The sequence below is a fragment of the Marinilabiliales bacterium genome (assembly GCA_007695015.1).
In the GTDB taxonomy this organism is placed as follows: Bacteria; Bacteroidota; Bacteroidia; order Bacteroidales; family PUMT01; genus PXAP01.
Window position 1 is genome coordinate 1 of sequence record REEN01000116.1, and the last position, 13,669, is coordinate 13,669.

At 45.6% G+C, this 13,669-nt stretch carries 12 protein-coding genes; 7 read left to right on the forward strand and 5 right to left on the reverse strand.

Translation table 11 applies throughout. The features are described from left to right. Positions 1-57: 57 nt before the first annotated feature. Complete coding sequence (locus EA408_13745; GenBank protein ID TVR68228.1) at positions 58-573, reverse strand: hypothetical protein; 516 nt, start codon at positions 571-573, stop codon at positions 58-60. 113 nt (positions 574-686) lie between these two features. Further along, positions 687-1,511 carry a 4Fe-4S dicluster domain-containing protein gene (locus EA408_13750; protein ID TVR68229.1) on the reverse strand — a complete coding sequence of 275 codons (825 nt, stop codon included), beginning with the start codon at positions 1,509-1,511 and terminating at the stop codon, positions 687-689. A 1,000-nt stretch (positions 1,512-2,511) separates the two neighbouring features. Here EA408_13750 and EA408_13755 point away from each other — a divergent pair. From EA408_13755 to EA408_13785, 7 genes are all read left to right on the forward strand, one after another. Further along, complete coding sequence (locus EA408_13755; protein ID TVR68230.1) at positions 2,512-4,272, forward strand: hypothetical protein; 1,761 nt, start codon at positions 2,512-2,514, stop codon at positions 4,270-4,272. 118 nt (positions 4,273-4,390) lie between these two features. Further along, positions 4,391-5,227: a hypothetical protein gene (locus EA408_13760; GenBank protein ID TVR68231.1), complete on the forward strand. Its 837-nt coding sequence runs from the start codon at positions 4,391-4,393 to the stop codon at positions 5,225-5,227. Positions 5,228-6,149: 922 nt separating this feature from the next. Beyond that, the gene (locus EA408_13765; protein TVR68232.1) at positions 6,150-7,115 is read left to right on the forward strand and encodes a hypothetical protein; all 966 of its coding nucleotides are present in this window, start codon (positions 6,150-6,152) and stop codon (positions 7,113-7,115) included. Positions 7,116-7,165: 50 nt separating this feature from the next. After that, entirely contained in the window at positions 7,166-8,197 is a 1,032-nt protein-coding gene (locus EA408_13770) for a gliding motility-associated C-terminal domain-containing protein (protein TVR68233.1), read from the forward strand. After that, entirely contained in the window at positions 8,194-8,376 is a 183-nt protein-coding gene (locus tag EA408_13775; protein ID TVR68234.1) for a hypothetical protein, read from the forward strand. The genes EA408_13770 and EA408_13775 overlap by 4 nt, the downstream gene beginning before the upstream one ends. Before the next feature lie 28 nt (positions 8,377-8,404). Next, positions 8,405-9,397 (forward strand): type IX secretion system membrane protein PorP/SprF, encoded by a 993-nt coding sequence (locus tag EA408_13780; GenBank protein TVR68235.1) that lies wholly within the window; start codon positions 8,405-8,407, stop codon positions 9,395-9,397. Between the two features lie 324 nt (positions 9,398-9,721). Continuing rightward, positions 9,722-10,693 carry a type IX secretion system membrane protein PorP/SprF gene (locus EA408_13785; GenBank protein TVR68236.1) on the forward strand — a complete coding sequence of 324 codons (972 nt, stop codon included), beginning with the start codon at positions 9,722-9,724 and terminating at the stop codon, positions 10,691-10,693. A 10-nt stretch (positions 10,694-10,703) separates the two neighbouring features. Here EA408_13785 and buk read toward each other — a convergent pair whose 3' ends face one another. The 3 genes from buk to EA408_13800 all read right to left on the reverse strand — a co-directional run. Beyond that, positions 10,704-11,780: a butyrate kinase gene (gene buk, locus EA408_13790; GenBank protein TVR68239.1), complete on the reverse strand. Its 1,077-nt coding sequence runs from the start codon at positions 11,778-11,780 to the stop codon at positions 10,704-10,706. Positions 11,781-12,098: 318 nt separating this feature from the next. Further along, positions 12,099-13,247 carry an acyl-CoA dehydrogenase gene (locus EA408_13795; GenBank protein ID TVR68237.1) on the reverse strand — a complete coding sequence of 383 codons (1,149 nt, stop codon included), beginning with the start codon at positions 13,245-13,247 and terminating at the stop codon, positions 12,099-12,101. A 204-nt stretch (positions 13,248-13,451) separates the two neighbouring features. After that, the coding region (locus EA408_13800) for a hypothetical protein (GenBank protein TVR68238.1) at positions 13,452-13,669 on the reverse strand (218 nt) is incomplete at its 5' end.

Genomic DNA, 13,669 nt, shown 5'->3' on the forward strand with positions numbered 1-13,669 from the left:
TTTCCAGTCGACTTTATAAAATTTGAAATAATAAAAGTGAATAATCCGGTCCGTTAATTAATTTTTCTTTGTAATAGTAAAATAGACCCATTCATCATCATAGCTACCATCATAATTAGCACCCAAATAGTCGCCGATCTTACCGGCCATTGCATTAAAAAAATCCATGCATTCTGTATACGTAACCCCATATACCGGTTCATTTACCTTAATACTAGCAGCCCACAACCGAGTCTTGAATTTTACTTTTTCCGCAGTATTGATTGTTATTTCAGTACCCGGATCCACCAAAAAGCATGACGCATTATATAACATCCCTTTAACAAAACCTTCAAAACCAGCCTCTTTGTTCCATGAATACTTAAATTGTTCGCCGATTAATGATCCATATTCAGCGGCTGTTAATCCCTGGGTTTTTGCAAAGTTGATGCCTACAGCAAGCATTCCGTCAAATTGAGACAACATCCTCTGATGCTTTTGCGCCACCGGAACTTCCGGTACAATAAATTCCTGTTGTGCATATAATCCCATTGCAAGGAAAATTGCAGCGATAAACAGAGTTAATTTTTTCATAATTTGCTTGTTTTAGATTAGTTAAAAAAAGGGTTAATCATCAAGATGAGATATTTATCAAATGGCCTACAACAGATATTTATAGAAACATCCGTGGTTTTTAAATCAGTATATCAATTAAAAATAGTAAGTGGTTCCAGCCGTTCAACAGCCGCTTTTCTAAGTACATATTTCAGCATTAATCTCATAAGTAAATTAGCCCTCATAAATCTGGCGTTATCCTTACAGTCCGAAACACATGCCATACATCCGATACACTGTTTCTTTGCTTCCTGGTTTAACCAATTACCCGTTTCAGGCGAAATAATATTCATAGGACATCGTTCTGAACACACTCCACACTGGATACACTTTTCTGATTTGAAAACTGGTTGTATTGAAGTGTAATTTTCAGACTTAGAAATCATATCCCGTTGAACCGGAATATCTTCAGGCGATAAATAGCTGGATGCAGTCAGACTTTCTGAACCAAAATCATATGCCTTTTCCAAATCAGTTTTATCTGGCCTCCCGATAGCTACAGGTACTATATCAGAGTATGAATGCTGTCCAATAAATGTGCCCGCGGCAAGAACATTAAAATTATTATTGGAAAGCATTTTGACCATTTGGTAAAGCGCAAATCCATAATCCCTGTTACCGTATACGACAACCGCTGTACATTTTTTTTCATTTCCACTTATGCTTTTTAAACACTCTATTACCTGAAGCGGCAACTTACCTGAATAAACAGGAGCTCCAAAAATTATGTGATCAATATTCTCAAAAATCGCATTTTGATTGGAAGCTAACTTTGTTCGGAAATCCGGGTTTGTTATATTGAATTCTATCGGGTCTTTTGCTCCCATACCAAAGGCAATAGCCTTACAAATTTCCTTTGTTGTATTGGTAGGTGAGAAGTAAACAACCCCAATACGTTTTGTTATTTTATTTTCCATATCAGTGCATATTATTCATTATAAATATCCAAATTGAACTTTCCCGCCGGCATCTGCCAGATGGCTGCCGGTCCGCATTAATTGCTGTCAAGAAGATCTGCTGAAGGGTGTTGTGCAGATACCAGTGGATTCATCTGGTAATGATAATTTTTCAGTTGCCAGATGGAACTCGCCATGCTATATAAATCTCTGTGAGTAGATCATAGCTAATGGCTCATTTCAGAATTTCGTAATACCGTCTCGTTGTTTCACGGTAACCCGGTAAAAATGCACCCGGGTGTACAGATAACAGAACGCGATAGAACTAATATTGAAACACTGAGAATGACAAGTGAAAATAGTGAGAAGTGAAAATAGTGAGATGTGAGAAGACTGAGAATGAGAAGTGAAAATAGTGAGATGATAAATACTGAAAATTGAGAGAAAATCAATTTAAGTTAATCAATATTTAATTTGGACAGACAAGTTACGAAAATAATAACCACTAAATCAAGTTTTTCTCAATATTTTTCCAGGGAACAGGCAGGTATCAGGACCGGGAGACGGGCCACATATGGGACAGGCCATGGATTGGCGATGAGGATATGATATACCGCCAGGCGACGGCATAGTCATATTCTGAATTGTCCGGCGATCCTGATAACCAGTAATAATTTTAAAAAAGTAACTTGCAAGCTTTAAACTGATATTTTTATGGTCAACAAAAAGTACGTAATACTGATAGCCTGAATTACTAACGTTTTGTCATTATTGACTAATGCCTCACGCGTTGAATCCCTGAAGACCCGGCTTCCGGTTGGCGTGCCGGATACCTCGGCAGCAGTACTGGTTGAGCGGTTAAACTGGCATGACAGGGATGTGGTGTTAAACTGGGTGACAGAGCTCATGGAACGTGAGTTCAGGGATTAATTAGCTTGCATTTGCGGGGATTACGTGCAAATGCAGAGGCTGCTTTTCTTTTTAGCATGAATCTGATTTTAACCTTGTATAGATATAATTTATGAAAACATTAAAGATTTTTATAACCCTTACCGGACTGATGATTTTTGTCCACTCGCAAAGCCAGATACCGGAAGGGGGTATATCGCTTATTTCAGAAAAATACAGTTTCGGGGGAAGCGGCACTTCTTCTGAAATAGCAGTTGAAGGGTTGCCCTTCAGCAGGGCTGTAAGGGTCACAACAGGATCCGGCGTCACAAATATGTGGGATGCACAGCTTGCATTCGAAGCCAAACAGGGGATAACCAAAGGTGATGTGATACTTATATCATTCTGGGCACGCACACTTGAATCGGTGCAGGAAACAGGTGAGGGTTCAATAACCCTTTGCATTGAACACAACAGGACACATAGCAAGGAATTATACAGGAGGATAGCAATTGGAAGGGACTGGAGGCAATTTTTTATTCCTGTTACAATCAATTCATCACTTGATTTATCTGATGTCAGATATGCGTTTCACCTCGGCTCTCCCAAACAGGTATTGGAATTTGCCGATGTGCAATTCATAAACTATCACAATAAACTTTCTGTCAATGATCTCCCTGAAACGAGAATTACCTATGCCGGCCGGGAACCTGATGCACCATGGAGAGATGAAGCTGCAGAACGGATCAGGAAACACCGCATGGGAGAGATCGAAATAGCTGTCACCGATCAAAACGGTAAGCCAGTGGCAGACGCATCGGTTACCATTGAGATGGTTAGACATAAATTCGGATTCGGCTCAGCAATTTCAGGAAGAGAATTTGAAAGCAATCAGATATACAGGGAAAAGATATTGGAGCTATTTAATGAAGTGGTTTTCGAGAATGACCTCAAATGGTATGCTTTTGCCTCAAACAGGCCCAATGAATTCATAACCCGTACTCTCGATGCGCTGGACGAAAGGCATATCCGTGCAAGGGGACATACAGTGGTATGGCCCTCCTTCAGGTACAGTCCACCCTACCTGAGAGACTTTGCTGATGAACCGGAAAAGCTGCGCAGTGAGATTGAGGACCACATCAGGGATGTTGTATCATTTACCAGGGGCAGGTTGGCGGACTGGGATGTTCTGAACGAGCCTTCTATTGAACGGGAGTTCCAGGAAATTCTGGGCTATGAGGTTATGGCGGACTGGTTCAGGATGGTACGTGAACATGATCCCGGTGTGAAATTGTACATAAATGACTTTTCCATTTTGAGTGGCCTTGGAATGAATACTGTTCACCAGGACAACTATTACGAAACCATCAGGTTCATAGAAGAAAACGGCGGACAGATCGACGGTATTGGCATGCAGGGGCACTTTGGATATGACCTGACCTCCATAACGCAGGTTTACTCAATACTTGAAAGGTTTGCCTCGACAGGTAAGGAGATAAAGGTAACCGAACATGATATTGATGTCATGGATCGTGAATTGCAGGCCGATTATACCCGCGATTTCATGACAATTCTGTTCAGCCATCCTTCGGTTAAGGCACTTCTTGTATGGGGATTCTGGGAAGGAAGGCACTGGAGGCCTGATGCCGCGTTTTTCGACAAAGACTGGAACATAAGGCCTCATGGTGAAGTCTGGAAGGAGTTGGTTTTTGAACAGTGGTGGACACCTGAGACAACTTTAATAACAGATCAGAATGGAATTGCCCGGTTTGAGGGCTATCTTGGCGATTATAAATACCACATAATGAGCCGGGAGGGTGAGCGCATCGGTTTCATCCGGGTCGAACATCCCAATTCCTCAGGCTATCACAATAAATTCAGAATGGATCAGTAGTGCAGTAAGGATCTTGTGAATATAGGATTTTAAAATATGTTGCATATTTTTGTCTGGCTTAAGTGCAGTTAAAGACACTACAATGAACAGGAGAATAGTTTATTTGCTTTGCCTGGTAATGATGCCGATGGCTGTCAGTGCACAGGGAGTGAAGCCAACTAATGTATTCAGGGTAACGGTTACAAGCCGGTATGTTCTGGAGGACGGGGAGAGGACCAGACAGTTCTTTGCCGTAAACCAGGAGATATCCGACTCACTTGGGAGAATGCATACAGAGATCGATTATGACTGGGAAACCAGGTACCCGAGTAACTACCGGTGGCACTTCTTCGACAGCATGCTGCTGGTGAGGACCGATTACTATGTTGACGAAACCCTTGACCGCAGGGTGGTGTTTGAGCATGATCAGGATACCCTCGTTATTGCCGAGCTGCATTACGGGTTGCAGGATGCGGATACCGTGCTGATAAAGACCCTGCAATATTCATATAATGACGACGGATTGCCTGTCAGGGTCGTCGCCCGGAACGAAACGGGCCGGCGACTCTACAGGTCGAGGTCATCATATGATGATCATGGCACCGAGATACGGCGCCGGGTAACAGGTCTCAGGGGTGATCCCGAAGACGGTATCAGGCGCCTTTCCCGGGAGGCTGAATATGATAGCGCCGGGATGATGGTTTCTGAGACCGTTCAGGTCAGGATGAGCGACAGGTCGCGGGAGCAATATTCACAGAAACTCGCCTATGACGAACAAGGCAATATCACAGAGGTGCTTGAGATGGATGAAGCGGGCAACCAGATAAGCAGGACCGAATATGTATGGGACCCCAGGCGCAACCGTCTGCAACGCATCATCAGCTATGATGCTAATGACAACCTGGTTAAGTATCTAGCCAGACGTTACGAGATCTACCGGACAACAGACCGCAGGCATCGGGTTATTGACTATTAGGGCCACATCCTTCACCGGCCGGCAGCACCTCCGTCCGGATGATCTTTTCGTGGTCCGTGTTCCGGATAGTTGTTTCTTCCCCTGCCAGCCCCCCTGCCTGTCCCCATACCTGTCTCCCTGCCAGGTCCTATAACTGCCTCCTTGCTAGTCTCCCCCTCCAGTCTCTATAACTGTCTTTCTGACTTTCCCCCTGACTGTCCCCCTCCCGAATAGTATTACACTTACAACTACATCGTTGGCACAAGGCGCTCTTAATACCGGAGCTGATTGTTAACCGTTGGTCAGCTATTTTATCAGTTTTATCCTACCGCAGGGAGTGTTTATCCTTTTTTTTCAACCGGTTGTAACCTTAAAGGGGCATTTTCGTTAAAATTGTCAGTCAGGCAATGATTTAAACTCCTGATTTACAATTAGAGGTTGTCGAGATTTGAGATGTGTAACAAGAAGTTGATTGATAATAGGTGAAGACGAGGTTGAATTATTTTGATACGAAGATCGTATTTGATTATATTTGCGGCAAGAATAACAACATAGCAACAGGGTATTTGAAAAAGTTTTCTACCGCACCCAGATCCGAGAAAGGCAATAATTATTTACCGGCAGCCTGCACGCCCCATCCCCACCTGGCAGAAAACCGCAAGGGAGAAATTACCCCTAAACGTTTATTATTAGCTCTTTACACACTTGCTTGCATTATGTTACATGCCGGGCGCTATATACAATATTTGACGAGTCAGTTCGTCCGTCATGCGAAAAATGCAGTTAAACATCTTCGGGATGATATTTACGTAATAAATTACCTTATCATGCAACCAATTTGCCCTTATACCGTACTAATGAATAGACATGTATCAATTTAACAATATGTTTAACTCAAAATCAGAAATCAATTAAAATTTTACTAATTCTAATTTTTAAAGCTATGAAAACAATGACAAAAAAGAACGTTTTAAAACTGGCCACTGCAGCACTGGTATTCCTGTTCGCTGCGAATGTGGTGAATGCACAGAGTTATCCTGCAAACATCAATCACACAGGTGATGTGGGTAACTATGTACAGGCTGTTACCGAAACTTACCAGACTGTGGGTTTCAATTTTACCCTTTATGTTGCACCGGACCCGGTTTACAGTCCGGATTATGTCGGATTAGAACATGACGGAACTGAGGATCGTGGTACAGGAATAAATGAAGCATCTGAATGGCGTTGGGTACGAGGTACAGATTTTGATGGGACAGAAGTTAAAGCTTGGACGGAAAGAGAAAACTGGGTGGAAATTACACCTGCACTGGCAGGAAGTCCTGCAGCCGGTAATGCAGTATCATTTTGGGTAAAGGAAAGGTTTGGTGCTTCTGGTTGTGAGGATAGTGGAGCTGGGCGTGAACATATAGTTAATTTTGTCGGATTACCGCAAATACAAGAATTCGAGGGGACAGCCACTAATGGATGGGAAGAGCAAAACGGTGATTTTATTAACTGTGGCCCACTAGAAGCAGTCTTATCGATTGAAGTTCTTGAGTTAGGATCTATTGCGGATCTAAGAGAGTATGGTTATGAGATAGAGGTGGTAAGAAATTATTGGGATGGAACAGGTTGGGAACCAACTTCAGCTGTAGGCAATATTATTGTAGAGGATGAAACTGGTTATGAACATGACATAGAGACAGTGTTGCTTGAATACTACAATGATGGAGATGATCATACTACTGAATATCTGTTTACTCTTGCGGACAATAGTCTGACTTCAAGGATCTCCAGTGTTTCTGCAATCAGAGCTGGTGATGCAATTCCTTCTTACGCTGTACCTGGTACTACAGTAAGGTATGTAGTTGCACTTGCTCCGACAACCGGACCAATCTATCATATACCTAACAATTTTGAACTATAATCCAGGTAATAAAATTGTAAGTTAACAGTCAGAGATTAATTTAAAATAGTTTGTTCCAAAAAACTCTCATATCGGTTTTGACCGCCTTTTTTGTCGGAGTGGCCGCGCATGGACAGGTGTTACACTCTGTCCATGCCGGTGCTTCCGGTGTGCGGTACGGGGTTGATGAGACCCCCGGTTCGATCTATGAGTGGTTTGTTGAGGATGGCGGGGTAATATCCGAATATTTCAACGACCAGATCGAGGTGGACTGGGGTCTTCAGGGAGGGATATATGAGATAAAGGTTGTGGAAACGAACATTTACGGATGTATAGGCGATACTGTAAGGGCCTTTGTGGAGGTAACCGACAGGTTTGATTTCGACCCCTTCCCGCCTGTGGTTGAGATATGCGAGGGTGAGATTTACGTCTTTGATGCGGGCGAAGGATTTGTCTCCTACCTGTGGAACGACGACAGTGATTTTATTACACGCACATTTGCCACCGGTGAGGCTGGTACCTACTGGGTGCAGGTTGTCGATGAAAACGGGCTGATCGGAACCGATACCGTCGAACTGGTTGTTCACCCGCTGCCTTTTGTTGACCTGGGGCCTGATACATCTCTGCTTATCAGCGAAAACATATTGCTCGATGGAGGAGACGATGGCTTTATCTATGACTGGTCAACGGGCGATATCACCCAGACAGTCCGCATCTACGGTACAGACGCCCCGATTACTGTATCGGTTGAAGTTACCACGATGGAGGGCTGCAGTGCCTCCGACACCATATTCATTGATCTTGACGAAGAAATCAGGCTTGTCATTCCGACCATCTTCACTCCCAATGATGACGGTGTTAATGATACCTGGATAATTACCGATAATGACGGGCAGGAACTGTTTGTAAATTACCCGAAGGCCGTGGTCGAGGTATTCAACCGCTGGGGTGAGATAGTATTCCGCTCTGAGCCTGGTTACCCGACCCCATGGAACGGCACATACCGCGGCAGACCGTTGCAGATGGATTCATACCATTACGTCATAACGCTCAACGAGCCCGGCGCAAGAGATATAACCGGCAACATAACAATTGTAAGATGATATTCGCTGCAAATGCAATAAAAGATCCGGGTCCGCTGTTTACAGCAGGTCCGGCTTTTTTTATCAGGCAAAAAAATCCGTTTGTCAGCCATAATTACACTTTCGTGGAAAGGAACGCCATGAGCGTAACGAATGCCGCAGCTTTTCGTACAAATGAGCAGAGGTTTAAACCATTGTAATACAATAAAAAGGATAGCGAGGATTTAGATGAAGGGTTTGATGAACATGAAGAGATTTTTACTGATCGCAGTGATCATTGTTGCTGCATCATTTGCATCGACTGCACAGCAGTTGCCGTTGTATTCGCAGTACATGATGAACAGCTTTCTGCTTAATCCGGCAGTTGCAGGTAATGACGGACTAACATCATTTAACCTGACTGCCAGGGAACAGTGGCTCGGTTTTGAGAATGCTCCGCGTACGGTTGCCATCAGCGGACAGTCCAGGTTACTCCGGAACAGTCCCATATCCCGTGGCCGTTCGGTAAGGCACCGTCCCACCATGATGAGCCGCGGCGGAAATGTTGGCGTTGGCGGATATATATTCAACGACCGTAACGGTATAATTGACCGGACAGGGTTCCAGGGCACTTATGCCTATCACATATGGATGGACCGCCACCAGTTGTCTTTCGGCATATCCCTAACAGGCTACCAGCTCAAGCTGGATGACAGGTATGCCATCCTGAATGAGATAGACGATCCGCTGCTGCTAAACAGCCGTAAAGCGCTTTTTGTTCCCGATGTCAATCTCGGCATTTATTACAGCAGTCCCACCTATTATGCCGGGTTCTCGACCGCACAGCTGTTGCAGTCCGCCCTCAAGTTCGGGAATGACGGCTTTAAGGACTACAAGATGCTCAGGCACTATTACTTTATGGGCGGCTATGGTTTCTTCCTCTATAACGGGATCACCATCGAACCTTCAGTCCTTGTACAGGCAACCTTCGAAAGCCCGGTACAGGTGGATATTAACACAAGGGTGTATTTCAGGGACGATTACTGGGGAGGTATATCATACCGCACATCAGGCGCGCTGATAATGATGGGAGGAGTTAAGGTTGACCGGTTCTATTTTGGTTATGCATTCGACTATACCCTGAGCAGTATCCGTAAGCACAGTTTCGGCTCGCATGAGTTCATGGTGAGTGTGAAATTCGGAGATACTGCAAGGCGCTACCGCTGGCTGAACAGGTATTGATGTTCAACCGGCCATACGGTTTCGGAAGGGCTGTCCTGGTGACGGCCTTTCTTCTTTCAACCAAATAGAATGAGCATCACGTGCGGGCGAAACAAATTTATGCCGGTTGAGATGACGTTTTTGGAGCGAGAAACAGGTTTTGGCCCGGTAATTTTCGAAACCAATGAAACACTTTTAAGGGATAAATGGCAACATTTTTGATGTCTTTACAGTATTATCTAGGAAATATCTTTGATCAGGCTTAATTTAGCACTAATATAACAGATTGCAGACCCGGTAATAACTTAACGGTGAAGTTGGAGCCTGCAAGGTGAAAAGGGGGAAATGGTACGGCAGTTATTAATTGCAATATTGGTCTTGCTGCCTTCCGGAGCACTGGCACAGCAGATGCCCATGTACAGTCAGTACATGATGAACCGCTTTTTGCTTAATCCTGCCGTTGCCGGTTATGACGGACTAACCACTATAAACCTTACCGCCCGCGAACAGTGGATGGGATTGCCCTATTCTCCGAGAACAGTTGCTCTGAGCCTCGACGCCAGGCTTATCAAGGCACCTCCGCGCCGCCCCGGCCTGCCTGACAGAAGGCCTCTTACAAATCTTTTCAGGAGTGGGAATGTTGGTCTTGGAGGCTATATATACAATGACCGTAGCGGACTTATTGACAGGACCGGGATACAGTTCAGCTATGCCTACCATATATGGATGAGGGAGCACCAGTTGTCATTCGGGATATCGGCAACGGGATTCCAGATGAAGATTGATGAGAGGAGGATGGAGCTTGAGCAGGACTATGACCCTTTGATGGGCGCCTATGGTAAGGGACTTTTTGTGCCGGATGTAAATGCCGGGGTTCACCTTTGGGGGCCAACCTATTATATTGGGTTATCATCCACCCAGATGCTTCAGTCGGTTCTCAAGTTCGGAAATGACGGTCTGCGAGATTTCAGGATGGAGAGGGTTTTCTATCTGATGGCAGGGTATACCATAGAACTTCAAAACAACGCGATCGTTGAACCTCTGATCATGGCGCAGTCAACATTCACATCTTCGTATAAGATTGATGTTGGTTCAAAGTTCTATTACGGCGACCAGTACTGGGGGGGACTCACATACCGGAGTGTAGGGGCCGTTGTCTTTATGGTCGGTTTCAGGTTTGAGCGGCTGCATTTCGGCTATGCTTATGACTACGCCCTGAACAGTATGAGTCACCAGAACTTCGGATCCCATGAACTGATGATCAATTTCAGGTTTGGCGATACCCAGAGGCGCTACCGCTGGCTTGAAAGGTACTGATTGCAACCTTTCAGTATTCCTTGATCTCAACTTCCCCCTTGAGGGCCATCAGGCCGTTCATACCCAGGGCCTCAATCTCGTCCGATCCGGGGAACAGGTGGACGGGAGCAATGTCCCTTACCCTCTTGAGTATCATGTCGGTAAAGTATTTACTGTTCGCTATTTCGCCCGAAATAAGTATTGCATCAACGTTTCCTTCAAAAACAGCATACATTCCCCCGATATGTTTTGCTACCTGGTAGGCCATGGCATTGAGCACCAGGTTGGCCTTTTTGTTTCCGCTCATTGCCATCTGCTCTATTTCAATTGTACTCATTGTCCCGAACCAGGCAAACAGTCCACCTTTCCCTGTTAGCATTCTGAGCACCTCCTCTTTTGTATACTTTCCGCTATAGCAAAGCCTTACAAGGTCTCCGGCCGGCAGTGTCCCGCTCCTCAAAGGGGCAAACGGCCCTTCGCCGTCATGGCCCTGGTTAACGTCGATCACCTTTCCGTTAAGGTGGGCTCCTACGGTAATGCCGCTGCCCAGGTGAGCGACAATCAACCGCAGTTGCTCATAGGGTTTGACCTGCGATTTGGCAAACTTCCTGGCTACCCATTTCTGCATGAGGGCATGGAATATTGATTTGCGCTCAAAATTCGGGTGACCGGCAATCCGCGCTATATCATCAAGCTCGTCAACAACAACCGGATCGGCAATAACCGCCTTTGCGGCCGGCATCTGCTTTTTCACCTCATAGGCAAGCATGCCGCCCAGGTTCACCACATCTTCGCTGTACTCCGTATTATACAGGTCGTCGAGCATCTTTTTGTTAACCTCGTATACTCCAGAGCTGAGCGGCTTTATCAGTCCCCCTCGCCCCACGATGGCAGCAAACCGGTCGAACGGCATATCATTCTGCTTGAGCTCTTCGAGTATGCACTCCGTCCTGAAAGGGACCTGGTCACTGAGTTTGTCGTACTTGTCAAGCTTTTCCTGCTTGTGAAGTATGCGTTTGAGGTAGAGTAGCTTGGTGTTTTCGTAAATGCCGATCTTGGTAAAATCGTGCCGGGGGTTGATCACCAGTATAAGAAGAGATTTCTGCATGGCTGGATATATTGATTCAATAATGGAATACGGTTTTACAAAATTCCTGCAAAAAGCAGGAATTGTTTGCAAACTTCGCTATTTTTTAATAAAAAAGGGCCGCCGGCGTTGATTTTTTCGTCATTCCTGCTGAATTCATCTTTCTGCAACAATTACAGGCAAACGATCCTTTCAGTAGCCTTAGCCTGCCCGTAGCCTGTCCGGTACCTGCCCGTAGCCTGTTCAGAACCAGCGCGGAGCCTGTCCTGTGTATGTCCTGTGTCTGTCCTGTGCCTGTCTTGTAGCCGTCCGGTGCCTGCCTGAGGCAGGCCTGATTCTCTAATCCCTTAAAATATTTCTTGAAATGACCAGCCTCTGTATCTCTGATGTGCCCTCACCTATCTGAAGCAGCCTCTGGTCCCTGTAGAACCGCTCCACATCATATGATTTCATCAGCCCGTATCCGCCATGAATCTGAACCGCCTCATCGGCCACCTCTTTGGCTATTTCAGAGCAGTAAAGCTTTGCCATGGCCGCCTCGGTTCCGAACTCCCTGTCATTGTCTTTCATCCAGCATGCCTTGTAGAGCAGGTTCCGTGCAAGCTCAATCTTCATGGCCATATCTGCAAGCTTGAACGCAACGGCCTGGAACTTCGATATGGGCTGCCCGAACTGTTTTCTCTCCTTTGCGTACTTCAGCGCCAGTTCATAGGCACCCTGCGCGCAACCCAGTCCCATAGCCGCTATAGACAGCCTGCCGTTATCAAGGGTACTCAGCATAATGCGGGATCCCTGTCCCCTTTCTCCAAGAATGTTCTCTTCAGGCACACGGCAATTGTCGAAGAACATCTCCGAGGTATCCGATGCACGCCACATCATCTTTCCCTTCAGTTCGCGTGAGGTATATCCCTGGGTATCCTTGTCCACCAATATCGTGCTGAATTCCTTCTTCCCGCCGGTTTCTCCGCTTACTGCCTGTACCGTAACACCCGCCGATATTTCTGATGCCCCGTTTGTGATGAATATTTTCGATCCGTTTATCACCCATTCTCCATTATCAAGCTCTGCTTTTGTCCTGCTGCCGCGGGAATCCGATCCGGCCTCCGGCTCTGTCAGTCCGAATGCCCATATTGCACCACCAGTGCATAAACGCGGAAGGTATCTCTTTTTCTGCTCCTCGGTGCCGTAGTAGTAAATCGGACCAATGCCAAGCGAGTTATGGGCAGCCAGGGTGGAAGCCTGTGATCCGTCAATACGTGACAGTTCCTCAACCGCAATAATATAGCTCAGGGTATCCATGCCCGCACCTCCGTATTCCTCGGGAATGTTCATGCCGAACAGACCAAGTTCCCCCATTTTCCGCGTAAGCTCTATAGAGAAGCTCTCATTAGCATCAAGTCCGGGAGCATGCGGTTTAATCTCTTTTTCTGCAAAGTTTCTGACCGTTTCCCTGATCAGGTTATGTTCTTCACTAAGGTCAAAGTTCATTCTTCAGGTTTTATGTTGTCTTGACGTATGATTTTCCGGTTTTAGAGCCGGAAGAGGTCAGTAATAAAACAATCACTGTGATTTACAACGAGTCTAATATACAAAAATATCCGCTCAAATACCTGTTATGGTTACATTTAATGGCAAGCTGCGCTGTTCTATAGCTTTGAAGCCATCAGACTGCCAAATAACAAAGTATGTATATCAAGGTTCAGGTGTTGTGGCAGCCTGCACCCATAACTCTTTTGTTTTTACAACCGGGATGCCTGTTTCGGTAATTCCCTCTACAATGATGCGGTATACTGATGGCTTATCTGATGTGAAAAAAGAGACCTTGGCCCTGCCGTCTTTACCGGGCGTGATTTCAGGCTCCCAGAAAAGGGTGGTGCGGTAGTCCGGTTGGTCATGGTGCGGCCCCGGCC